Source organism: Dulcicalothrix desertica PCC 7102, from assembly GCF_003991905.1.
In the GTDB taxonomy this organism is placed as follows: domain Bacteria; phylum Cyanobacteriota; class Cyanobacteriia; order Cyanobacteriales; family Nostocaceae; genus Dulcicalothrix; species Dulcicalothrix desertica.
The window spans coordinates 24,731-49,859 of sequence record NZ_RSCL01000017.1 but is presented as its reverse complement, the minus strand read 5'-3'; the positions used below and the strand labels follow the sequence as shown (position 1 = coordinate 49,859).

General features: G+C 37.6%; 22 protein-coding genes. 11 read left to right on the top strand and 11 right to left on the bottom strand.

Going from position 1 to position 25,129, the window contains the following annotated elements; all coding sequences use genetic code 11:
- Positions 1–100: 100 nt before the first annotated feature.
- From DSM106972_RS31225 to DSM106972_RS31215, 3 genes are all read left to right on the top strand, one after another.
- Positions 101–1,291 carry an Alr2735 family protein gene (locus DSM106972_RS31225; RefSeq protein ID WP_127084350.1) on the top strand — a complete coding sequence of 397 codons (1,191 nt, stop codon included), beginning with the start codon at positions 101–103 and terminating at the stop codon, positions 1,289–1,291.
- 272 nt (positions 1,292–1,563) lie between these two features.
- Positions 1,564–3,618 carry a hypothetical protein gene (locus tag DSM106972_RS31220; RefSeq protein WP_127084349.1) on the top strand — a complete coding sequence of 685 codons (2,055 nt, stop codon included), beginning with the start codon at positions 1,564–1,566 and terminating at the stop codon, positions 3,616–3,618.
- 55 nt (positions 3,619–3,673) lie between these two features.
- A complete protein-coding gene (locus DSM106972_RS31215; protein ID WP_127084348.1) occupies positions 3,674–5,794 on the top strand; it encodes a WD40 repeat domain-containing protein in 2,121 nt (706 codons plus the stop codon).
- A gap of 85 nt (positions 5,795–5,879) precedes the next feature.
- On the opposite strand, the gene DSM106972_RS31210 is transcribed toward DSM106972_RS31215, so the two are convergent.
- The 8 genes from DSM106972_RS31210 to DSM106972_RS31175 form a co-directional block, all read right to left on the bottom strand.
- Positions 5,880–6,515 carry a Shedu immune nuclease family protein gene (locus tag DSM106972_RS31210; protein WP_127084347.1) on the bottom strand — a complete coding sequence of 212 codons (636 nt, stop codon included), beginning with the start codon at positions 6,513–6,515 and terminating at the stop codon, positions 5,880–5,882.
- Positions 6,516–6,529: 14 nt separating this feature from the next.
- Positions 6,530–6,814 carry a hypothetical protein gene (locus DSM106972_RS31205; RefSeq protein ID WP_127084346.1) on the bottom strand — a complete coding sequence of 95 codons (285 nt, stop codon included), beginning with the start codon at positions 6,812–6,814 and terminating at the stop codon, positions 6,530–6,532.
- Positions 6,815–7,022: 208 nt separating this feature from the next.
- On the bottom strand, positions 7,023–7,409 hold the full coding sequence (locus tag DSM106972_RS31200) for a helix-turn-helix domain-containing protein (protein WP_186538391.1): 387 nt from the start codon (positions 7,407–7,409) through the stop codon (positions 7,023–7,025).
- The gene (locus DSM106972_RS31195; RefSeq protein ID WP_127084344.1) at positions 7,390–7,737 is read right to left on the bottom strand and encodes a peptide deformylase; all 348 of its coding nucleotides are present in this window, start codon (positions 7,735–7,737) and stop codon (positions 7,390–7,392) included. Before DSM106972_RS31195 ends, DSM106972_RS31200 begins: the two co-directional genes overlap by 20 nt.
- Complete coding sequence (locus DSM106972_RS31190) at positions 7,737–10,028, bottom strand: AAA family ATPase (protein WP_127084343.1); 2,292 nt, start codon at positions 10,026–10,028, stop codon at positions 7,737–7,739. The genes DSM106972_RS31195 and DSM106972_RS31190 overlap by 1 nt, the downstream gene beginning before the upstream one ends.
- A 185-nt stretch (positions 10,029–10,213) precedes the next feature.
- Positions 10,214–10,480 carry a RepB family protein gene (locus tag DSM106972_RS31185; RefSeq protein WP_127084342.1) on the bottom strand — a complete coding sequence of 89 codons (267 nt, stop codon included), beginning with the start codon at positions 10,478–10,480 and terminating at the stop codon, positions 10,214–10,216.
- 11 nt (positions 10,481–10,491) lie between these two features.
- Positions 10,492–10,686 (bottom strand): ribbon-helix-helix domain-containing protein, encoded by a 195-nt coding sequence (locus DSM106972_RS55920; protein WP_127084341.1) that lies wholly within the window; start codon positions 10,684–10,686, stop codon positions 10,492–10,494.
- 795 nt (positions 10,687–11,481) lie between these two features.
- Positions 11,482–11,991, bottom strand: coding sequence for a hypothetical protein (locus DSM106972_RS31175; protein WP_127084340.1), 510 nt, complete (start codon positions 11,989–11,991; stop codon positions 11,482–11,484).
- A 293-nt stretch (positions 11,992–12,284) separates the two neighbouring features.
- Between DSM106972_RS31175 and DSM106972_RS31170 the strand changes: the two genes are divergently transcribed.
- The 5 genes from DSM106972_RS31170 (at position 12,285) to hypD (ending at position 17,682) form a co-directional block, all read left to right on the top strand.
- Positions 12,285–12,767, top strand: coding sequence for a NifU family protein (locus tag DSM106972_RS31170; protein WP_127084339.1), 483 nt, complete (start codon positions 12,285–12,287; stop codon positions 12,765–12,767).
- 3 nt (positions 12,768–12,770) lie between these two features.
- The gene (locus tag DSM106972_RS31165) at positions 12,771–13,910 is read left to right on the top strand and encodes an NHL repeat-containing protein (protein WP_127084338.1); all 1,140 of its coding nucleotides are present in this window, start codon (positions 12,771–12,773) and stop codon (positions 13,908–13,910) included.
- On the top strand, positions 13,903–16,230 hold the full coding sequence (gene hypF, locus DSM106972_RS31160) for a carbamoyltransferase HypF (protein ID WP_127084337.1): 2,328 nt from the start codon (positions 13,903–13,905) through the stop codon (positions 16,228–16,230). The genes DSM106972_RS31165 and hypF overlap by 8 nt, the downstream gene beginning before the upstream one ends.
- 11 nt (positions 16,231–16,241) lie before the next feature.
- Positions 16,242–16,502, top strand: a complete 261-nt coding sequence (locus DSM106972_RS31155; RefSeq protein ID WP_073620823.1) for a HypC/HybG/HupF family hydrogenase formation chaperone — start codon at positions 16,242–16,244, stop codon at positions 16,500–16,502.
- 70 nt (positions 16,503–16,572) lie between these two features.
- Complete coding sequence (gene hypD, locus DSM106972_RS31150; RefSeq protein ID WP_127084336.1) at positions 16,573–17,682, top strand: hydrogenase formation protein HypD; 1,110 nt, start codon at positions 16,573–16,575, stop codon at positions 17,680–17,682.
- A 405-nt stretch (positions 17,683–18,087) separates the two neighbouring features.
- Here hypD and DSM106972_RS31145 read toward each other — a convergent pair whose 3' ends face one another.
- Positions 18,088–19,080 carry a Rieske 2Fe-2S domain-containing protein gene (locus DSM106972_RS31145; RefSeq protein WP_127084335.1) on the bottom strand — a complete coding sequence of 331 codons (993 nt, stop codon included), beginning with the start codon at positions 19,078–19,080 and terminating at the stop codon, positions 18,088–18,090.
- Positions 19,081–19,332: 252 nt separating this feature from the next.
- On the opposite strand from DSM106972_RS31145, the gene DSM106972_RS31140 reads away from it, so the two are divergent.
- Both DSM106972_RS31140 and DSM106972_RS31135 read left to right on the top strand, forming a co-directional pair.
- Positions 19,333–20,253: a TetR/AcrR family transcriptional regulator gene (locus DSM106972_RS31140; protein WP_201800807.1), complete on the top strand. Its 921-nt coding sequence runs from the start codon at positions 19,333–19,335 to the stop codon at positions 20,251–20,253.
- A 479-nt stretch (positions 20,254–20,732) separates the two neighbouring features.
- The gene (locus DSM106972_RS31135; RefSeq protein WP_127084334.1) at positions 20,733–22,646 is read left to right on the top strand and encodes a glycoside hydrolase family 2 protein; all 1,914 of its coding nucleotides are present in this window, start codon (positions 20,733–20,735) and stop codon (positions 22,644–22,646) included.
- Positions 22,647–22,706: 60 nt separating this feature from the next.
- On the opposite strand, the gene DSM106972_RS31130 is transcribed toward DSM106972_RS31135, so the two are convergent.
- Both DSM106972_RS31130 and DSM106972_RS31125 read right to left on the bottom strand, forming a co-directional pair.
- A complete protein-coding gene (locus tag DSM106972_RS31130) occupies positions 22,707–22,967 on the bottom strand; it encodes a hypothetical protein (protein WP_127084333.1) in 261 nt (86 codons plus the stop codon).
- 23 nt (positions 22,968–22,990) lie between these two features.
- Entirely contained in the window at positions 22,991–23,446 is a 456-nt protein-coding gene (locus tag DSM106972_RS31125; RefSeq protein WP_127084332.1) for a hypothetical protein, read from the bottom strand.
- Between the two features lie 180 nt (positions 23,447–23,626).
- On the opposite strand from DSM106972_RS31125, the gene DSM106972_RS31120 reads away from it, so the two are divergent.
- Positions 23,627–24,985 (top strand): AAA-like domain-containing protein, encoded by a 1,359-nt coding sequence (locus DSM106972_RS31120; protein WP_127084331.1) that lies wholly within the window; start codon positions 23,627–23,629, stop codon positions 24,983–24,985.
- The last annotated feature ends 144 nt before the right edge of the window (positions 24,986–25,129 follow it).

The following is a 25,129-nucleotide window of genomic DNA, read 5'->3' as shown; positions in this document are numbered from 1 at the left end:
TTAGATGGTTATGCATCGAATATCAAGCAAACGAAAAACAAAGTGTCCACAATAGTCCTCTAAGGATTAAGTAGACACCCAATCAAAAAACTATACAGCCATGATGACACAGATTCAGGGTTTCGGCACCTCCGATTTTAACTTTCTCTCGAATATCGAGACCGAGTTCTACGAATATCTATCTTTTATTACAGACCGTGCGGTAACTCCTGGCGCCAATATATTTGGTGCTACAGCGCGTTTATTAGACTTTGCTTTTTGGCTTGCCGAACAAAAAGTATTGCTTACGAAAATAGAGTTCAAGCAGTTGTTAAGTAAATTTGGATGGAAAGGCGAAGAAAAGCGTTACCTCAAGGTAGCAGATGCTTTTCAAAATTATCAAGCCCATGAACTTGCTTTAATTGAACCCCGCACAATTTTCCAACTAGCTGGAAACGTCAAAAAATATCAGTCAGTTATCAAGCGGCTTTCGACACTACCGAAAATTACCCAAGATGCAGTGCGTGGACTCATCGCTAATTGCCGAAAGCCAAGACAAACAAAGCAAGAAGATAAAAATAGTATTTGGCGTCGAATCCCAGAGGGTGGTAGATTTGCACAAATACCTCCTATTCATGAAACAGATGAACTTACCGGAATAACCCTTCAAGCAATGGCTGATGCCGAAGGTCTAACTTTTCAGGAAATTATTAGAGATGCTGTAGCATTAAGAAAAGCGCGTCAGGATGGGCAATTGGTTTACACTTCGGAGTTGGGTATGAGAGAAGAAGAGTTCTTAGACTTATGGGAGCAAGATGAAGAGGTTGGAGAAGCTACTATCTATTTGTCCGAGGCGCCAGTCAATGGTTTAGAGAATGAAAATAACTTAGTTCAAGATGCTTGGAATGAGCCAGAACCAGAACAAGATGACGAAATAGAAAATTATCAGATATTAACTTCACCTTCCTTATCTGTAGCCGAAAAAACACCCGTAGACATTTTGGTTGAGACATTGACTACAGCACATACTTGGCAGGAGATTAGCGAAGCACTCAATACTCACAGCCAATATAAATATCAAGCTTGGGAAGTACTTACTCCATTAGAACGGCGCCATGTAATAGAAATAACGCCACCCGAAGTGCAAAAACTATCCAATGCAAAACGCGCAGGTAAAATAATACATTTTCGAGAAGTAAGTGAAGGTGTGTATGAAGTAAAATATAATGGTTGTTTATCAGGCGAAGTTGTAATTAAATTAGAGCTAGAAGCTTTTTTAAATCAATTAGATTTGAAAGCGGCATTTAGATAGCATTTGTACTAAGCGTTTAAGAGGCGCCGTAATTACGAAAAACTTATAGCGTGCTTTAGCGGTAATTACTTATAAATTGCTTGAGCTACGCTAGCTTAAGAGTCAGAGCGTATTTACGTGTTTACCAAGGTGACTGTTAGGCAAAAAGAGCAATAGTATAGATGATTAGAGCTTGCACGTGCGTTAAGAAGTGAGTGGCAATTATTACCGTGTGCTGAACTTACTATAAACACTAACCAGGCTAGCATCCACCTTGCAATCTAACTCCAAAAATGGATGAAAAAACTACTCCTCAGCTTGTAAACGCGAATCTTGCCAATAATTTAGAGCAAGCAAGAATAGCAGCAGAAGATGTAAGCACCGACCCTGAACTTCTGCAAGAATTAGCACGCTCTCAAGACAAAGATACTCGCAGAGCAGTTGCAGCAAATCCCAATACTCCAGCAGATGTACTTTTAAGATTGGGCGCCGAATTTCCAACGCAGTTAGTAGAAAACCCCGTATTTTCACTGTTGTTACTAGAAAATCCTAACTTGGTTGCAGAAATTCCCCTGCCTACACTACGAAGTATTTTGAGGCTGGATAATGTGCCACAGTTTATCTTAGAGCAAGCAGCACACAAAGCTGATGTGGAAGTACAATTGGCACTAGCGAATAATATTCAAACATCCAAAAAGGTTTTAGAACGATTAACTCAAAGCCGAGATGCCCAAGTTGCAGAATCTGCTCGTTTGCACGTCAACTTTGCTGGAGAGTTAACAGGATATGAAGAAAAAGCAAGAGAAGTTATTCAAGGAAATATGTCTTTGCCTTACAGAGACGAACGTAATATTCTTAATGTCCTTGCTGTTTTAGCTCAGATTTGCCATATTCCACATTATATTATCGAATATTGGGTGAAAAATTCGGGTTATGGAGATTTATGCAGTACATTAGCAAATTCTCCTGCTACCTCTCCTAATATTTTAAAGCAATTAGCCTGCCATCAAAATTCACGAATACGCTATGATGTCGCTAGAAACTGTCATATACCTACAGATGTTTTATTGCAACTAATAAATGACTGTCAAGCAGTCCCTGGATTAGGAAGTGTTCGTTCTGGACTTGCAGGTAATCCAAATACACCTTCAGATATTTTAGAGAGCATAGCAGAAGAAAACTATAGTATTTCTAGGGAAAAAGTTGCTCAAAACCCAAATACATCCCTAAGTTTTATACAAGAACTAATAAACGGCACAGATACAAGAACTGCACAAATAGCAACTAGGACATTTAAAGCAAAACAGTGTGAGTATGATGTGGATTTTCTGAGTTATAAGAATACATCACACTTTATCTTACAAAAATTTATAGAAAAACAACCCTTAGTCGTTGCAGAACATCCTAACGCTTTACCTGAATGGCTTTCAGAGTTCTCTAAAAGTCCTCACGAAAAAATTCGTAAAGCTGTTGCTCAAAATTATAATACACCAACCAACATTTTAGAACAATTAGCTGACGATGACTCTTGGAGCGTTCGATGGGAAATAGCACGCAATCCAAACACACCAATAAAGACTATTTTTAAGAATTTAGCAAGAGATACATCGGTATTGGACACTATTGGCTATCAAATGTCAAAGCAGTATGAACGTGCAGAAAAAGATAGTATTTTGGATATTTTGGCAGAAGAAAGTACTAGTTCTCTAGAAACAATTTTGCAAAGACTAATACAAGAGGGAGAACAAACCGCTCGCACCTTCCTTGCTAGTCGAGTTGATTTACCTACCGATCTACTAACACAACTAGCTCAAACTGGTGAGTATCAAGTGCGTGAAGCTGTTGCTAAAAATCCCAATACTCCTGTAGAAAGCCTTGCTGACTTAGCCAATGATAAACAATATAAAGTCCGTCTAGCAGTAACGCAAAATCTAAATACTTCGACTGTAGTTCTTGAAGAGTTTGCTAAAAATAGAGAAAACGAACTTCGCGAGAAAGCAATGATAAATCCTAATTTGTCTAAAGATTCTATACAACGCATTCTTTGCGGAGAATACGCAGCAGATTATTTAAAAATCAATCCATATTTTATATTTAATAATCCAAGTTGTTTAAATTTAGTCATAAATTACTACACAAACTATAAATCATATATAGTTACTTATATTGCATTACTTCAACCCCAAATCTCTCAAGAAATACTACAAAAAAAAAGTTTATCGATTTCCTGGCTTGAACGTTTTGCTGTTGCTCAAAATTTAAATACTTCTTTAGAAACTCTTAAGAAACTCACACATGATAGTAATCAATTAGTTTGTGCTGCTGCCAAACATTCATTAAAAAGATAAGTTGAAAATTACGATTTAAAATCTAAATTCATAATTAGCTACAAAAAATTCTTATATGCTAGAAAACAACTTAAATAATTCAATTATTACAGAATCAGTGAAAAACCTTTTAGAAGCATACCAGTGTGGAAAACGTGAGTTTGCTCAACTTAATTTAGAGAATGCTGACCTCAGTCAACTTGACTTATCAGGAATTAACCTAAGTAATGCAAATTTGCGTAAAGCAAAACTTGTGGGTACAAAACTTAACAACGGAAATCTAAGTGGAGCTAATCTAGAAAGGGCAGATTTACAATGTGCTGATTTGAGGCAAGCAAATTTAAATGAAGCAAATTTAAAAAAAGCAAAACTAGATGCCGCAAATTTAAATGCAGCAACTTTAATCAAAAGTAATCTATATTCTGCTTATATGCCTCGTATCCAATTATTTCAAGCTAATCTTCAAGAAGCAAAATTAGGAGATGTTGAACTTACAGCAGCTAATCTGGAAGAATGTATTTTAGATAAAGTGAGCCTTTCAGGAGCCAGAGTACGAAAAGCAAATCTAAAAAAAGCAAGTCTTAAACAAGCTTATTTGTACGAGTGTAAATTGCAATTTTCTGACCTTACAGGCGCCAACTTGCAAAAAGCTGATTTAACCAAAGCAGAATTAGATGGAGCTAATTTAACCCAAACTGACTTACGGGGAGCAGAAATTGATGATGCAAAACAGGCAAATATAGAATTAGCTATATTGGGGAAACTTGACAATCAAATCATAGAACACAGTTTGCATATAGAATTTAAAGACGGGCTAGGAAAATATTTTACATTTAGCCAAGATGGGAATTTATTTGCTTATTACAATAATTATAGAAAAATTGTTATTATAGATTTACATTCTAGCCAGGAAATAAATAAGATAAATATTCCAAGAGAAGCAGTTGTATCGGTGGCTTTTAGTTCTAATGGTCAAACTATATATCATAGCTTCTACGTCAACGAATTAAAATTATGGAATCCATTTACAGGAGATTTAATAAGTAACCTCAAACATCATTCTGCTAATTTTACCTCTCTTGTGTTTGATTCCAATGGAAAAGGTGTAGGAGTAGTAGGTACAGGAGAACCCTTTGAACTACATGATATTGGTCATGAAACACGTACTCTCAAAGGTTACTCAAGTGGTATTCAAACTCAAGCATATAGCCCCAATGGTTGCTTTATTGCTAGAAGCGCACCCGACACAAATGGACAAATTGAACTGATAGATAAACAAACTGGAAATAAAATCTATATTTTTGATGGACATAAAGCAGCTGTTCAGTCTTTATCTTTTAGCCCAGATAGTAAACTTCTAGCCAGTAAAAGTGCTGAAGATACAAAGGTGTGGCAAATAGAAACCAGAAAGGAAATATATGGTTACTTACAATCTTTTACTAGCTATTACCCTTATGTTGCTTTTACTGATACTGACAACAAATCACATCAAATTTTAGTAACTAGCGATTTCTGTGGTAATTTTGAACGTAAAAATGTAAACTCAAGCCGAAAAAATGGTAGTGATTACAACTTTTCAGGTGATGGAGGCTATTCTTGTGAGGCTCATATTGCAATTAGCGCAGACAGAAAGGTACTTGCAAGACGTTTTGATGAACAAGCTGTTCAGCTATGGAATTTGGAAACTGGACAAGAGCTAAGTTTTTCAATATTAGATTCTAGATATAGCTATTTAATGGCACTAAGTTCACAAGGAAAAATCTTAGCGGCTAGGTATAACCAAGAAATTGCATTGTGGAACTTACATACTAAAAATTTGATTTGTAATCTTACTGGTCACACAGATTATATCAAGGCAATTGCATTTAGCCCAGACGATAAAATATTAGCTAGTGGAGGTTGGGATTTAACGCTAAGACTGTGGAATGTTCAAGAACATAATGAGATTCAGACACTATCAGTGCCTGAAATTGTTTTAACTTTGGCTTTTCATCCCAAAGAAGCGATTTTAGCAAGTGGTCATCATGATGGCACAATCAAAATTTGGGATATAAACAAAATGGAAGAAGTTCATAGTTTTAAAGCTCATCAGCAAGAAATAGAAGCTTTAGCATTTAGTCCAGATGGAAAATTACTTGCAAGTGGTGAAGGTAATCGTGGTAGTATTATACGCTTATGGAAACTGAAGCGTAATTAATCTTACCTGATAAAAAACGTTCAAATTTAGATAGCATTTATTGTAAGCTTTTGAGAGGCGAAAAGAAAGGCGCCTCTCCCGAAAGTTAACCATCAGTTTCTATTCGGTAATACTTATTAATACGAAACAGTAAATCATTATATAAATCGTCAAAAGTTAAGCAGTAGACATGTTTTGAGTTTAAAACTAAGTGTTCTTGGCGCCAAACTAATCTTTTTTTGTCTCTAGGTTCCAAGTAATCATTTCTACCAATAACCAACATTCCTATGTAGTCAATCCTTCTACTGCCAAATCGATTCTCAAAGTCATCTGTTCTTTCTAAGTCATCTATTTTCCAAAACCAATCAATAATTTGGCTGAAACCTTTTTCAAATCTTGGCGACCATTCAGGACAATACCTCCCTGGTTTGCTGACGAAAACACTGTTCAACCTTGCATCCTCAAATTCAATAAAGCAATAAGATTTTTTTCTCGAATCTCCAACTACTAAATCCGCTGCAAAATCTCCAAAAATATCATACTCAAATGCAACACGGTTCAACCTTTCTATATTTTTATGGTACGAGCCAAGAAATACAGACAATTGAGTCCTTTCTCGAAAGAAAGGTAAAATATCATTTTTTTCAGATAGTGATTGTTTTTGTTGTAGTAACTCTTTAAATTCCTCTAGTTGAAAACGACAAATCACAGGGTCAAAGTTTACTTTTGCAAACTCTTTCATACTCAAACTTAAAATTATTTTTTAGCTGTAGAAAATAATTTTAACCTTTCTTGTGTGAAAATATCCATAACTTCTATCTCTTCGGGTGAATTAATTTGTATGATTGCTCTAAGCTCAGAATCAACTTTTAGGAAATATAAAGGTTCTTCTGTATCCATTCTTTTAATATTTTCTGCTACCGCGTTACCTATAGCCGAAATATCTAAATTATTTAAAGCTTGTGTCAAATTATTCTTTTCTTCTGTAGAAAGAGTATCTAACGCTATTCGCGCACGTCTATGCATTGTAACTTTATACATACACTATTTCTATCGTACTTTAGTTATACAACTAATATTTTAGCAAGTAATGGTGCAAGCAAGGTAGAATATTACATAAATTTATTTATCAGCTTTATTTTAAGCAAATTGTAAGCACGTGAATAGGCAATGGCTCCAGGCAGCATTTGAGCTTCATATCAAACTGACAATTTTTTTAACTACTTATAATAATGTCTAATATCTTACATCAGGCTTGCTCTTGATAGACTTTGGGAGTAACCCCTGTAAATTGACTAAAGTGTTTGGTAAAGTGACTTTTGTTTGCAAATCCAGACTGAATTGCTACATCTACTATCGTTATATTAGGTTGTTTTAGTAACTGTTTTGCTCGTTCAATTCTTTGTAGTAATGTATACTGATAGGGTGTTATACCTGTAGATTGCTTGAATAGTGTGCAGAAGTAAGATTGATTTATACCAATTTCTTGAGCAATTGTAGCAAGTCTTAACTCTTGATATAGATTTATTTGAATGTAATCAATGACTTGATTAAGCTTCTTTTGAGAAAGTCCACCTTTGGGAGTCTGCACTTTAGGCGCCCAAAACACAGTATTCTCATAGCAAATGAATTGCAAGCTGATTTGCTAAGGGTTCTATATAAAGTTTGCCACCCAAAAGATTGTGTTGCATTTCATGGTGAAACGAGCGCGCTAAGGCTTTTAGCGTTGAATCCTGTTTGTATAGCGTTGGGCGAAGCTCCACTTTATCGGGGTTAAGACACTTTGTTTCTAGGCTCACTTGTCGAAGAAATTGCGGGTCGAAGATAAACATCAATAACTCTCCTGGGTCGTCCCAACGAAAATACCCTGAAATACCCGCAGGTAGCAGCCAAACATCTCCTGCTCTTTGCTTTCCCTCATAGGAAAAATCTTCAATGCGTGTGCGATGACAGGCGCGACTCACTACGAATCATCAGTTAGTTTTAAAGCACAGGTATTGGTTGTTGTCACCTCAGCTTTATAACCTTCAGGGGTATACCACTGAACACGCGCAACACCAGGAGTAGGCACATCATTCTTATTCACAATCACCTTGCCTATCTTATCTTTTTGATAACCAGGATGTTTTGACTTTACTTTTGCTCCTACTGGAAAAATATCAAGTGATTTATCACTATCCGTTTTTATTGTTTCGTGGGTTGCCTTATTAGTTTGGGTTGGCGCCTTTGATGAAGGAACTTTCGGCACCGAAGTTTCACTTGAACAATTACGTGTATTTACTTGGTAGGTATCATGTTCTAAAGACTCAGTATCATGATTGCTGAAATTGTTGGCGCCCTCCCCCTTGTCTTCGTTTTCAAGATTGTTTGTCATCTGCTGTATTGGTTGCGTGGGCTGAACTTCAGATTCCGGACAAGGAACCGAACAATGTTGAACAATTTGATTTTGTTCGGTATTTATAGCGTACTGTTCGGTATTTTGTTCGGTATTGTCAAAAGCTTGTATATCATTACTTTGATGTGTACTACTAGTAGTTTTCAAGACCGAGTAAGGGGAGGGGGGAGTATGAGTTAATTTAACGAGCTTCTCTCTGTTATCTTTGCCACCTAAGAATTTAGAGACAATACCCTCTTTAATTAATCTGTCTATTGTTATACGAGTAGAATCATAGCTTTCTTCAATCAATCCAGGTATATCCTTTAATGGCATTGCGTCATCTGGATTTAAGCTTAAAAGGCTAATTATTTTAGATTTGATGGCTTTAGTCTGTTGTTCGTTCTGCTTTGCACTGTCGCTAATTACATCAAAATGTCTGTCAAATCCATCTAGGGTTATTTTAAGTTCCCTGCGTTCGGCACCACGTATCTTAGCTGTTGATAGTTTGATAGTGTTACTAACCAAGTCTTTATCTAGTTGCCATACAGCGCTACTACTAGCGGCGATAGAAAAGTTACCCGCTGATTTTGCTATTTCTGCATATTCTTGAGACTTCTTGTTATGGTGAATTACAAGCATTGCTGTTTTGTATCTATTGCACAAGCCTTGTAATCGTCGAATAGGCAATCCTGCTTTCGAGTTATTTTCATCGAAGTTAGGTAAGTAACCTGTAATGCCTCTATAGCTATCAATCACTATAAGTGTCGGTTGCAACTCCTCAATCATTTTTTCAAGCTTTGGCAATTGCGTCATATCCCAATCAAGCAACAATTCATATTTATCTGATACACCTATACGCCGATCAATGAATGAAGACAGCATCTCGTTATCGGACATTTCACCGAAACTATTTACAAATATTACTTTTCCAGTTTTTAGAGGTTTTTCATCTAAAAACTTTTCGTTGTAAATGACCGAAGCGGCAAGGTCATAACCAAGTGTTGTTTTACCTACACCCGGATTAGCGACCATCAGAGTTACACCCGTTGCTGGCATTAATCCAGGTATTAGCCATTCAACGTCCGAAGTTTGGGTTGCATGAAATTCTGAAGATGTGAGGTGTCTAGCTTTTGGCTTTGATGTGGAATCAATAAGCTGAACGAGCATTGACTCAAGTCTAGACACCTTCTTACCGTATCTTTGAGCAATATCGTTAAGCGTGTCATCCCAAGCAAGAATATCGGTTTCTTCAGATAGTGTTAATAACTCAAGTCTTAATCTATCTCGCCTGGTTTGCTGTTTAGCAGCAATATACCTACGTTCTAACTCTTCTTGAAATTCGCTCTCTAGCTCTTTCATGAGATTGTTCCAATTAAAAGGATTTTCATTACACCTTCTCCTTAGAATATCAAGCTCCGTAGTCTTTTGAGAGCCTTTCAACAACCTAATTGCTACTTGTGCAAGATTAACCGCATCCTGATGTTGTAATTTATTAAACTCTTGGTTGGTTGCTTTCAACCAATCTTCAATCGGTTTTGAGTGATTGAAAATATTGTCAAATACCTCAATAGATGTGGCGTGGTCCGGCGCCAGATATGAAAGAGGTAACTTAGACTCGCAGTGCCATATACTGCATTCCCCTATTGTCCAAGCAATAGCCTTGATAATTTCTTCACTGGCGCCAACATCCACAATATAGTGTTGTGCATCAATCGCAGTGTAATCACCAATCTCTTCAAAGCCTCTGATGTCAAAAAGATTACTGAGGTGACTGTTGGATGCATCTATAACATTAGACACCCACAGGATAGGGTACTGAGGCTTGTTAGCAGTTGATGAGTTAATTTGTTCTGGTTGACTTTGTACTAGATTCTTCATATGATTAGAATGATTTTTATTTTATTCACTGGGTACTTTATCTTTGTCCCAGTCTTCCAATATTTACAAAAGTTTAATAACTCCCAGCTATCACATACTATCGCAGTGGGATGGTATCTAGATTGATTCCTAGGGAGATTCTTTGCTGCACCTATACCGCAGTGCCCATAGTGGGGAAACTGCGGTTAAGATGCTTTTGATTGGTTATCGTTTTGCACGCTAGCCCAAGCGACTAAAAGCTGTCGAGCTAGGTGTGTCATTGTAATGCCCTTTTCTTGACACATCTGCCTGAGTTGTTCGCGTTCCTCTGCTTTGAGAAACACCTTAATTTGTTCTACTCCATCGGATGACCTACTTACAGGCGCCAATTTTACCATATCCCCTCCTGTGGGGAACGTGACAATAATTTTTACATTACCATTATCTTTGTCACTGTGGGGAACAGAAGTCAAACTATTTTTAGTTAAGTTTTGTAACGGGTTGCTGTTACCATTCGCTTTTTTGGGTTCTCTATATACCCCTCCTTAATAAGGTACTCTCGCAAGATTCCCACAATTAAGGCACTTACAGACTGTTCCCTGTTATCGGCGCACTCTTCGAGAGCGTCCTTTACTTCGTCGCTAGCCTGAAATGTAATTCGGTTTTTAATGGTAGGCATAAAACATAAAATATCAACACTTGTTACTCACCACATTAAACGCCCTAAAGGCTGATAGCAACACCAATTGTAAGCATTACGGCTATTAGTCCAAGCATTGATGACTAAAAAGTGTTGACACTTTGAAAACATATTGCTACCTCCGAGGTGTGATGATTCGTTATTTGGCTTTGATGGCTCAATATTCGGCGCCGATGTTTCACTTGGCTTTTATACGTATATTTATATAATTAAATTGATATTTTAAATACTCAATATTGTGATTGCTGAAATTATGGATACCCCCCCTTGTCTTTATCGTCCAATTTGTTCGGTATCTGCTGTATTCATTGCGTAGGTAGCATTTCAGATTCCGAACAAGAAACCGAACAATCTTGAGCGATTTGATTTTGTTCGGTATTTTTAGTGTACTGTTCGGTATTTTGTTCGGTATTGTTGCAGCTTTGTATATCAATACTTTAAGGTGTACTAGTAGTTTTTTAAAGACAAAGCTAGGGGAGGGGGGGTATAGGTTAATTTAATTAGCTTCCCTCTGTTATTTTTGTAACCTACCAATTTAGATACTGGCGCCAGTCCAGTAGTTAGAGAAACCTGGTTTCTATGTCGATAAATTGTAATAAAAACGACAATGAATGCGTAGAAACCAGGTTTCTTTGCTCCCGCCCTGATAGTATGGCGCCACTAAAGTGTTATTGCTTCCAATGTTGTGAATTTTTGTAGCTAAAGTGATTTTTGGTAATTCTATTAAAAGTAATTCAAGGTACTTTATTTAATAATGAAATGGCGCCATCATTATTAAGATTTCAATTGATGTCTCAATATATTCATAATTTTGTTAGTCTCAACTCGAATATTAATTTGTACTGACAAATACCAAATGAGAGATAAAAATATCAGATGTATAAAACCTATTAAAGCAAATTTAATTGCAATAAAAATACTAGCATATATGTAAAAACAAAGAAAAAGCAGCCAAATTCTTGTCAGCATCAATATTTCTTGATTGGCCACCTGCATTTTGAGTTCTAAATTGACTTGATTATTTGTTGAGGCGCCACAATTTATTTGACCTTGGGTTAGAAGGCGTAATCTCTTATATCCCACAGGTCCATCAATTTGGAAATAATTATCATTTATGATTGTTATTGAATATAGTATATTTCCGCCAAACAGGAAGCCATAATTTTTCTCTACAATTCCATTAATCGACAATTTTGTTAGTCTTTGTTGTAATTCTTTCAGAGAAAGGGGTACATAGAGATTGCAATGTCGATAGGGAACAAAGCGTAAAATAGTTTTGTTCATCTGAGCGCAATTTTTTATATTGTATTGGTTTTGTTATATTTGCTTGTTTATATAGTTATAATTACTTAAACTTGAATTGACATCGTTATATTTACGGTTATTTTTATAGAGGCGCCATTTCCACAAACAAATTATAATTTTTATTTGTAACCCAAGTTTCTTTTGACAATTTAATTAAAGTAAGAATATATACTTTATTTAATAATGGAATAGCTACACTGAAAACAAGCATAACTTACGATATTGTTACAATTCTGAGTCGATGCGTAAAAGCTATTAATTTATGTAATAAAATGATATATCAAAGTGATTTGGAAGAGTTTGTTACGGAAATTAGTCGCTTTGAGGCAATTATAGCTGATTGGGATGAACGAGAGCGTGGTGTTGCTGTTGGCTTGAAAAGGGCAATTGAAACATTACATAAAGAAGCACTTGCGCGTTTAATTAAAAGTGTCAAGCTTCAATCAATGTCGGCATTGCGTAATGCTGTTCAAGATGAAGTAGTATATGGTGTGCTAGTTTACCATGAATTAGTTAAACCACCATTACCTTCACTTGAAAAACGTTTACAAACAGCTATTGAAGAAGTCCGTCCTAGTTTAAAAAGTCATAATGGTGATGTTGAATTGGTAGCAATTAAATTACCGAATGTGGTGGAAGTCAGATTAATTGGAACATGTAAAAGTTGTCCCTCTTCTAATTTTACTTTGTCTCAAAGCATTGAGCAGACTATTCAAGCATACTGTCCTGAAATTACTAAAGTTGTTGCAGTATAGGTAATGTTCATTCCAAAATTGCCCTTTTCAAATTTAGGCGCCGATATCATATTAGGTACACGTGAAGAATTTGCAGTACCACTGGCGCCTAGTGCAGTATCTATGTTCGCCCCGCGTGGCGCCTGTCTAACATCAGAAAGTGGCCCTTTATGGGTTGCGGATACAGGACACCATCGGTTATTGGGATGGCGAAACTTACCAACTCAAGATGGTCAACCTGCTGACTGGGTAATTGGACAACCTGATTTTTTTCACGAAGGACAAAATGCTAAAGGTACACCAAGAAACACAACACTAAGTGTACCGACAGGTATTTGTGTTTGTGGTGGCGGTTTAGCTGTAGCAGATGCTTGGAACCATCGCGTTTTAATTTGGAAGGAAATTCCACAAGATAGCAATGTGCCGGCAGATATTGTACTAGGGCAAAATAATTTTACCGATAATCGACCAAATAGAAATGAGCAAGAAGCTTACGCAAAAACTCTTAATTGGTGTTACGGTGTTTTTTATCATCAAGGAAAGTTGTTTGTTGCTGATACTGGTAATCGTCGGGTATTGGTTTGGAATGAGTTACCAAGTGAGAATGGTCAACCTGCTGATTTAGTCTTAGGACAACCAGATATGTTTTCTCGGAATGAGAATGGTGGTGGGACTGCATCAGCTTCGAGTATGCGTTGGTGTCATGATATTACATTTTGGCAAGAAAATTTAGTTGTGACTGATGCTGGTAATAACCGCGTTATGATTTGGGAAGGAATGCCAACAGAAAATAATACTCCTTGTCGCGTAGTTTTAGGACAAAAAAGCTTTGATTTTGTTGAGTTAAATCAAGGTGTTTATTTTCCTAATGCTAGTAGTCTCAGTATGCCATATGGTGTTGATGCTTTTGGTGATTGGTTAATTGTGGCTGATACTGCAAATTCGCGATTGTTGGGATGGAATAATTTTACATCATCTGGGGTAGATGCAGATGGATTAATGGGACAAAAGGATTTTAAAAGTAAATCAGAAAATGGTGACTTTGGATTACCAAAACGAAACAGCGTTAATTGGTGTTATGGCATTAATATATGTGGTGATATTGCTGTGATTTCTGATTCTGGTAATAATCGTATCTTATTATGGCGCCTATTATATGTATGAAGAAATACGAGTACGGGGTACAGTTCAAGGAGTAGGGTTTCGTCCTACAGTTTATCGTATTGCCGTAGCGAATGGGTTACGCGGTGAAGTTTATAACGACGGTGAAGGAGTTGTAATTCGCGCATTGGGAAGTAAAGAATCTTTAGAAAAATTTGTTCGCCAATTACAGCAAGAATGCCCGACCTTGGCAAAAATAAATGAAATAACACGCACACAACATATATCTGATAGTGAATTTAACTTTGATGATTTTGTAATTTCTAAAAGTATTAATAATGTAGTTAATACCGAAATTACACCCGATACTGCCACCTGCGTACAATGTCAAAGCGAAATCTTCGACCCTCATAGTCGCTGGTTTCGTTATCCTTTTACCAATTGTACCCATTGTGGACCACGCCTAAGCATTATTCGTTCTATACCTTATGACCGTAACAACACTAGCATGGCAAGCTTTGCGATGTGTCCAGAGTGCATGGAGTCATACAACGATATTACAAATCGTCGCTTTCATGCTCAACCAACAGCTTGTCATGTTTGTGGTCCAAAGGCATGGTTAGAACGTGCTGATGGCAAACCTTTTACAGCTTCTATGTTCTCAATGCTAGATGAAGTTGATGCCGTTTGCACTTTGTTACAAAAAGGGGAAATTGTCGCCATCAAGGGTCTCGGTGGAATTAATTTGGCGTGCGATGCTAAAAGCGAAACCGCAGTTAAAAAACTCCGCGAACGAAAACAACGATACCACAAACCCTTCGCGTTGATGGCGCGTGATATTACTGTTATTGAAAAATATTGTACTCCTAATGCCAAAGAACGTGAATTACTTTTATCTCACCAGGCGCCTATTGTTTTAATTAATAAAGGAGAAGGGGATTTTGTTTCACCATTAGTGGCGCCTTCCTCAAGTACTATTGGTTTCATGTTGCCATATACTCCTTTACATCATCTTATTCTCAAACGGATGAATCGTCCGATTGTATTTACTAGCGGCAATATATCTGATGAACCGCAGTGTATTGATAATGAGGAAGCGCGCGAAAAATTAGGACATATCGCCGATTATTTCCTTCTCCATAACCGGGATATAGTTAATCGTGTGGATGATTCGGTGGTTAGAGTCGTTGGTAATAAAACTCGAATTATTCGACGCGCACGAGGATATGCACCTGCTTCTATTAACTTACCCTCTGGTTTCGCTACTTCACCTCAAGTTTTAGCGATGGGGGGTGAGTTAAAAAGCACCTTCTGTTTATTGCGTCACGGCAAAGCTATTATTTCACAACATTTAGGAGATTTAGAAAATGTCGCAACGTTTAATAGTTACCAGAAAACGCTTGATTTGTATTTAAACTTATTTGAGCATAAACCAGAAGCAATTGCCACAGATTTGCACCCAGAGTATTTATCTACAAAGCTTGGCAAACAATTAGCAGCTAGTAACCAGTTAATTGAAGTACAGCATCATCATGCTCATGTTGCTGCTTGTATGGCAGAGAATAATTTAGATATAAATACGGCGCCTATTTTGGGTATTGCTTTCGACGGTTTAGGCTATGGTGAAGATGGGACACTTTGGGGGGGAGAATTTATTTTAGCTGACTATCGAGAATTTACGCGAGTCGCAACATTCAAACCTGTTCCAATGATAGGAGGCGCCTTAAGTATTCATCAACCTTGGCGTAACACTTATGCACACTTAGTAACAAAATGGCAAGAGTTAGAGTCTAAGTATAGAAGCTTAGAATTATTCCAGTTTTTACAAACTAAACCTATATCACTACTTAATCAATTAATAAGTAAACAAATTAATTCACCTCTAACTTCTTCTGTTGGGCGCCTGTTCGACGCTGTTGCTGCTGCTATTGGTATTTGTCGCGACACATGTAGTTACGAAGGTCAAGCGGCAATTGAAATGGAAGCACTAGTTAACGCTGGTAATAATAAAGAATCACTAAGCTATAGTTTTGATATCGAAAAATCAAATAATATTAGTTATATTGATTCGAGCGACATGTGGATTCAACTTTTAGATGATTTGCAGCAAAATATACCAAACCAAGTTATTGCTGCTAAATTCCACCAAGGTTTGATTAATATTGTAATTCAGATGGTAAACCATCTACAACAGGAATATAAATTTAATCAAATTGCTTTAACAGGTGGAGTTTTTCAAAATGCTATCTTGTTAGAACAGCTTCAAGACAAATTAGCAAAATTTGATACAAAAGTCATTACTCATAGTTTAGTACCTTGTAACGATGGTGGCATATCGTTGGGACAAGCAGTAATTGCCGCTGCACGATTAATGAAGGAGTAAGTAAGGTCTTTATGTGTTTAGGAATTCCTGGTCAAATAGTTGAAATTACTGATACTAATAATAAACTAGCTGTTGTTAATGTTGGTGGAGTCAGGCGCCAAGTAAATATTGCCTGTATAGTTGACGAAAATCACTCCCCTGCTGACTGCGTTGGAGATTGGGTATTAGTACATGTAGGCTTCGCAATGAATCGAATTAATGAGAAAGAAGCGGCTGAAACCTTGCAAATCTTGCAAGAACTAGCAGCCGCGCAAGCAGCACTTAGCAATTAATTGGCTAAGGCTAATCATATCGAAGTTCAAACAACTTAGACTATTAAATTAATATAAAACTCAAAATCATATGAAGTACGTTGATGAATACCGAGAACCCCAAAAGGGAGAAATATTACTCCGTGAAATCGAAACATTATCAAAAAAATTAAACAGACGTATAAAAATTATGGAAGTATGTGGTGGACATACGCATTCCATTTTTAAATATGGTATTGAAGATGCTTTACCAGAAACAATCGAATTAATTCATGGCCCAGGTTGTCCAGTATGCGTAATGCCAAAAGGAAAACTTGATGATGCTATAGCTATAGCTAAACACCCAAATGTCATATTTACAACCTTTGGTGATACAATGCGGGTTCCCGGCTCTAAGAGTAGTTTATTACAAGCTTCTTCAGAAGGCGCCGATATTCGTATGGTCTACTCACCATTAGATAGTTTACAGATAGCCAGAGATAATCCTAATAAAGAAATTGTTTTTTTTGGTATTGGTTTTGAAACTACTGCTCCTAGCACTGCCTACACAATTAAGCAAGCTTTCTCAGAAAATCTTCATAATTTTAGTTTATTTTCTAATCACGTACTAGTAATTCCGGCATTACAAGCTTTACTCGATAACCCAGATTTACAACTAGATGGGTTCGTTGGACCTGGTCATGTCAGCATGGTAATTGGCTGTAACCCGTATAATTTTATCGCTAAAGACTATAATATACCTATTGTTATATCCGGCTTTGAGCCAGTAGACATTCTCCAATCAATTTGGATGTTACTACAGCAATTAATACAAAATCGCTGCGAAGTAGAAAATCAATACAGTCGTGTTGTACAAACACAAGGAAACATTCAAGCAATTACAGCAATGAATGAAGTATTTGAGGTGCGCTTTGAATTTGAATGGCGAGGTTTAGGTTATATTCCTAGTTCAGGTTTAAAAATTCGTCCTAAATACGCACGCTTTGACACCGAAGCAAAATTCGCTATTCCTAACAATCAAGTTGCCGACCATAAAGCTTGTCAATGTGGAGAAATACTCAAAGGAGTTCTCAAACCTTGGCAATGTAAAGTTTTTGGCACCGCTTGTACACCAGAAAACCCAATCGGTACTTGTATGGTTTCTAATGAAGGCGCCTGTGCTGCTTATTATAAATATGGTCGATTATCTATAAGTAAATAAAAACGTGGGCTATACTATCCGCAGCAAGTGTTAAACTCACTCTAGATAGTATATAAGTATTTACGATTAGCTAAATCTGTCTAGTAACTCCTCACGCGATAGTTGAACATTCCGGTTAAATTTTTAGTTGTGTTTTTAGATGATGTTTGTGATTTATATTACTTTGATTGTTGAGTTTAAATAGGGTTGTAAGAAGATTGGCAACGGATTTAACGGATTTAACGGATAGATTTACTAGTTATGTTTGCTACATTCTCTTGTGGGATAGGCATCCTTGCCTGTCCCTTGATGGAAAGGACGGGCAGGGATGCCCGTTCCACAAGACTGTTCCACAAGACTGTTCCACAAGACTGTTCCACTAGACTGTTCCACAAGACTGTTCCACAAGACTGTTCTACAAGAGGTTTATTTTTTAGATAAATTGGGTTCGACGATGTGAGGGTAGTTATCATAGTTACGTCGTACCCAGTCCATGCCAACTTCGTTATTGAGTTTTATTTTTTGTGGTGTGTTGGGATAAATTTTTCCTAAGATATCTGAGTCTTGTTCAATTACGACTTTGACTAAATCTAGGAATTTGAATTTAAGCAATTTGAATATTGGGTTTTTTGCTAGACCAAACATTATTGCATAAGTGCGTGACTTTGTTGGTGACTCTGGAATAAACGCATGAATTTGTTTGAATTTCCCGGCGCCTGTTTCACCATGAAGTACTGCAAGTGAGGGAAAATAGTTTTCAAGGTGAGCATTAAGTACTTTGGGAAACATGAATAAACCAGGGTTGCTGAGTTTTTCTTTTAAATCGGTAAGCGCAACGGGCATACTAAAGTAAGCATGTGAATGATGCCCATTATCTATAAACTTTTCAAAATTGACTTCTTGAATCTTGAATAATGAACGATGCGTACCGTTTTGGTGATTGTAGTCGTGCATGTTTAGCAACAGCGACATTAAGTTAGTTTCAATGCTGGTATCTGCTGTACATCCAATCAATTCATACTCTGCGGCTATCTCATTTAAAATATTAGGTATAGGCTGTTTTGGTTCAGTATTTCCATACGACCAAATAAAATCACCTTGGATAATTAACTCTAAAGGTGCCAACTGCGGTAAAGTCTTTTTATTTGAACCAGGTAAAACTGTACATCCTTCACCATCAAACTCCAGCGCATGAAACGGACAAACTACCACACTCGTTTTATCTGCCTGTACCTCACACCATCCTTCACTCAACATGGCGCCCATATGTGGACAAGCATTAGGTAAAGCATTGATATTACCAAAACCATCTTTCCATAGTACATAGTCATTACCATACAACGATACCTTAAATGGCTTATTGACTTGCAGCATTGATTTATGTGCCAATAACCAAGGGGCGCCTTCTAACATCGGCATAAATATTTACTCCGTGTTTAATACGAGCAATAAAAAAGATTTAAAATATGACGCTACGGTGCTTCTTTCTTAAAATATGAGTAATGACTCACATTTGTCAATACCTTACACAAAAAATGAGTAGGGTGCGTGAAGGCTGCCAGTACTGCGCTTCGTTTTAAAATTTTGTAGCCTCCACGCACCATACTTTTGTTTGTAAAGATTAACCTATCCGTTGTATCCGTTGCAAACCAACTCATCAAATTTAATGACATGAACCTACCTCCTCAAGACCCCCAAGAAAACCTTAAAATGAGGCGCCAACCTAAGCAAAAGCGTGGTCAAGAACGTGTTGAGCGAATTTTAGATGCAGCAGTAGAAGTATTTGATGAAGTTGGGTTTGATGCTGCGACGATGAATAATATAGCTTTACGCGCACAAACGGCTATCGGTTCCGTGTATCAGTTTTTTCCCGATAAACTAGCTATTTTTCAAGCTTTAGAACTGCGTCATCTTGAACGAGTTCATACTGCCTGGGCAAAACTTAGTAGCCTTAATATCGCCGAACTGCCATTCGAAACGTTTATCAAAACGATGTTAAAGATATTCAAAGAAATCTTTGACGAGCCTACATCACGGTTACTGTTCATTCAGTATTTTACTTCTAACGCGATGTTCCAAACCATCGATGATAGTTTGACGCAACAAGGTATAGATTTCCAGGCAAAGCTACTACACGCACGTAACCCAAAGTTAAGCTTAGAAAAGTGTCAGTTGGTTGCCGAAATATGTGTTCAAGCTGCAAATGCTTTACTTGTAGTCGCCCTTCGCAACCCAGAACCACGTCGTGAAGAGATTTTTCAGCAAATTGAAGAGTTAATGATTGCTTATCTACGTCCTTATGCTGGGGATGAGTTGATGGATGATTTGCACAATCAAGTAATGAAGGTAATGATATGTCCACACTGTAATTCCCGGCGCCTTTCCAAGAACGGACATCGGCATAGCAAACAGCGGTATCTTTGTAAAGACTGCGGAAAGCAATTTCTGGAAAGCTATTCGCCGTCAGGTTATAGCAATGATATCAAGCAACAGTGTTTGGAACTGCACAATAGAGGTATAGGATTTCGGGAAATAGAGCGGCAGACGGGTGTTTCCCACAATACAATTATTAATTGGGCAAAGGAAAAATGAGTGCAGCAAAATTTTAATTTAATTTTCTCAGATTTTGATAACTATTCGTGTATTTGTGTGTAATAATGTCACGAGTTAAGCAATTAAATAAATTACTATACAGGGTAAGTGAGGCTTACAGGTTTGGAACTATTGACCCTTCAAAAGGGTTAAAATACAAAAGCCGACTTTTGGCTTGGCGCCACGAGCGCTTCTAAGCACGCACGTACTCGATAATTTATTTTTTGGCACTGCTGTATAAATGTAGTATTCAATAACATCACTTAGTACTCCGCCGTACAAAGCATTCAAAGCCAACAATCAACGAGTTTTTCACTTCCTTTGCGCTATGAAGCGTCCTTTGCGGTTGTTAATCAAAACCAAAATGGACATGGCAGACTACTAAAGCTTGTAAAAACAGAAAAACGTGATTTTGTCCAAGAAATCACGCTTATCTAGATTTAAAACATTTGTTCTATCACCACTAGGAGTAAATAGTGATGAACTTGTTAGAATTGCATGAACAAGAAGTGAAGCTCACTTCGAGTAGCGATAAAAATATAAATTTCAACCCAAGACAAACTGCTTATCCACGTCCGCAATTACAGCGACAGCATTGGCAAAGCCTAAATGGTCAATGGAAATTCGCATTTGACGATGAAGGGAAATGCACGAAGCCGGATAATATCAAGCAGTGGATTAATAATATCGAAGTTCCGTTCGCACCTGAATCTATCAAAAGTGGGATTGCTGATACGGGTTTTCATCCAAATTGCTGGTATGAGAGGGAATTTCAAACTCCTCCTTCCGAGGGAAGACTAATATTACACTTTGGTGCGGTTGACTATCGTGCGCGCGTTTGGGTAAACAACGAGTTCGTGGGAGAGCATGAAGGTGGACATACATCTTTCTCTTTTGATATCACCGACATGCTTACAGACAGTGGCATCACAAAAGTAACAGTTTGGGCACATGATGACCCCCACGACTTAGCGAAACCTCGTGGTAAACAAGACTGGCAACTGGACGCCCATAGTATTTGGTATCCTCGCACGAGTGGTATTTGGCAAACAGTTTGGCTCGAACGTGTAGGCGCCACTTATATAGATAGCATCCAGTGGACACCCCACATGGAGCGCTGGGAAATTGGTTTTGAAGCGTTTATTCAAGGTGAGCGCCAAAACGATTTACAAATCAAAGTAAAACTCAGCGTCGGTGATAATGTTCTAGTAAACGATACATATACAGTATTTAAGGGAGAAATCCACCGTCGTATCGCTTTATCTGACCCAGGTATTGATGATTACCGGAACGAGCTGCTGTGGAGTCCAGAGAAACCAAATTTAATTGATGCTTCCATTCAACTCTGGGATGGGGATGAACTTTTAGATGAAGTAAAATCTTACACAGCAATGCGCGCGGTAGGAATTCAGCGTGACCGCTTTATGCTCAATGGGCGCCCTTATTATTTACGCTTGGTTCTTGACCAAGGATATTGGCAAGAGTCATTAATGACGGCGCCGAGTGATGAAGCGTTACGTCGTGATGTAGAACTAGTTAAAGCAATGGGTTTCAATGGAGTACGTAAGCACCAAAAAGTTGAAGACCCCCGTTTCTTATATTGGGCAGATGTACTAGGTCTATTAGTTTGGGAAGAAATGCCAAGTGCTTACCGCTTTACACCAAAAGCTGTAGAACGCATGACGCGCGAATGGACTGAAGTTATTAAGCGAGATATTAGTCACCCTTGTATTGTGGCATGGGTTCCGTTCAATGAATCTTGGGGAGTTCCTAATTTAACAGATACAGCAGCTCATCGAAATTACGTCTTGTCAATGTATCACTTAACCAAGACCCTTGACCCAACTCGTCCAGTAATTGGTAACGATGGTTGGGAAAGCACCGACACAGATATTCTTGCTATTCACGACTATGACAATAACCCAACGACCTTGGCAAAACGTTATGGGGATGAAGTTAAGTTATCTGACTTGTTAAACCGCGAACGTCCTGGAGGAAGAGTTCTCACTCTAGATAACTATGCTCACAACGGGCAGCCAGTAATGTTAACAGAATTTGGTGGCATTGCTTACACCCAGGAACATGAAACTAATAGCACCTGGGGATATGCTCGAAGTTCAAATATTTCTGAGCTACAAATGCGGTACAGTGGGCTGTTAACAGTAGTAAATCGCGTTGAAATGTTTAGTGGTTTCTGCTACACCCAGCTTACCGATACATTCCAAGAAGCAAATGGGTTGTTATATATTGACCGTACACCCAAAATTCCAATTGAGGCAATTGCTAGTGCAACTCTTGGTAACGACCAGCAATACTCGGCAGCTAAAACCAACTGGTTGGAGTCAACATTAGTGCAAGAAACTGCTTATTGCGGTAGCGATGGTTGTAGGTAAAAGCCTAATTTGTATGTAAATCATACGTATTGTAGAGACGCGATATATCGCGTCTCTACATCATGCCTGGCCATACCAATTAATAATCAATCTAATTGCCTCAAACAGCGCGCGCAGACTGATTGGACTAACTTGATATTTAACAGTTAGTACATCAATCCAATCGTTCAAATCAACATGATTAGGACTTGCTAAGTCCATTGTTTCTACCCAAGCAGTGTATATTTCCTCACCTAAATTAGGATGTGCAATCGCTCCCGCCTCCGCACGTACCATCAAAATACAACGTTGGTTTATACTACAGGCATATTCTAGTTTCATACTTTAAATAAAGGTGTTCAGCTTTACCCAATAAAAAATTCTTCCAAAAATGCGTAAAACTTCGGCGCCAAAAACTCGAATTTCTCTCCAACACAATCAGGAGTACTAATTTTATATCCTTTGCCATTCAACCAATTATGATTATTAAATGGCGTATAAATAAAATGAGCCATTCCTTTAGAGTAGTACCCTGATAAGGTCATCGTATTAATTTTTGGGAAAAAGCACACACTGAAATTAACGTTTTTGCCTATATTTTTTTCTTTTTTGAAAGTTATAGATAAATTATTACTACCAATTTTTTGAGCCAACAAGCTATATTGATTTGGTGGAAACATAAAAGCTGCATCTAAACAGCTAGCTTGTCGATACAATAACTTGTACTCAGTTTCGGGGAATGCTAAAGCCGCGATGTTAGCAGCCTCTACCAGTAAATCTGGTTGTATACTATAAATTACCTTGATTGCATCACAAGACATGTTTTTTTACCTTAAAATTATTAGGATTGAACTGGGAGTAGCTCGTCCGAGATCAACTTAATGATTTTTTAATTATCTTTACTATAGCAATTGCCGTATCCATCAATCTCATATAAATCTCATATAAATCTCATATAAATCTCATATAAATATCTGGAATTAAAATATCCTGTGGCTTCCATGAATCTCGATTCTCTGCTTGAACTTATTAACAGCAGGCTAATTACTATCCAAAGCCACCCTCTTAATTCGGCAGAACGTTTGGTTTTGCAGGGAATTTGGCACGATTGGAGCTATAACCAAATGGCTACTGAGGGGGGTTATAGCCCTGGATATCTTTCTAATGTTGTGGCGCCTCTTTTGTGGCAAAGACTGTCTACACTTATTGACAGGCGCGTTACCAAAAAAAATTGTCGTTTCTTGTTAGAGAACTATGCCGCTTGTTTAAATGCGGAGACTTTGCCCAATGAGCAACTTCCTGCAAGCTCTTCTGAAAATGTAAGCCAAGATATGTTGCCTTGCTTCCCTAGTGGCTCAGTTCCTCTTGGCTCTCCTTTTTATATTGAAGACTCTGCCCTAAAAGATATTATTTGTCAAGAGATTATTAAAGGAGGCGCCTTAATCAGAATTAGGGCGCCTAGAGAAATGGGGAAAACCTCACTACTGCTGAGAATTTTAGGCTATGCTAATAGCATCAATTACCATACAGTTAGCTTAAACCTTGAGCAAGTTGACTCAACAATTTTGAGCGAACCAAATCGCTTCTTGCGCTGGTTATGTGCTAGTGTCACCCGTCAGTTGCAACTCGAAACAAAACTAGACGAATATTGGGATGAAGACTTAGGCAGCAAACTAAGCAGCACCTTATATTTTCAAGATTATCTCCTAGAGCATATAAATTCTCCTATCGTATTGGCTTTGGATGAGGTGAATCAAATATTTGAGTATCCTACGGTAGCCAAAGATTTTTTACCTTTATTGCGCTCGTGGTACGAAGAAGCTAAAAGGCTACCGATATGGCAAAAGCTGCGTATAATTATAGTCAAGTCAACCGAGATATATATTCCCTTAAAGCTGAACCAATCGCCTTTTAATGTGGGACTACCAATTGTTTTGAATGAGTTCAATCTAGAACAGGTACAGCAGTTAGCCCAACGTTATAAACTTAACTGGAAGCAAGACCTTGAAGCAAAGCTTTTGATGGCAATGGTTGGAGGACACCCCTCACTAATACATACAGCAATCTATCATCTTAGTGTTGGCGAAATCAATCTAGCACAACTTTTGGAAACCGCTCCTACATGTACCGGAATTTATTCCCACCATTTACAGCGTCTTTGGGCTATTTTGCAAGAACAGCCAAACTTGGCTCTGGCTCTTGATCATGTCATAAATTCCCCCCAACCCGTACAATTAGAACCAATTTTGGCTTATAAGTTAAAAAGTATGGGCGTGATTAAGTTATATGAAAATAAAGCCGCACTTAGTTGTCATCTGTATCGGCAATATTTCCAGAAGCATATAGCGATTGAAAAGTAAATATATTTTATTTATATTATTTAAAAAAATAAGTAATATTTTGATGAACAAAATTTTGATATGATAAAAATGAAATACTGCTCGTTTAAAATTTTTATATCATGACTGATCCCCCCTAACCCCCCTTAATAAGGGGGGAAAAGA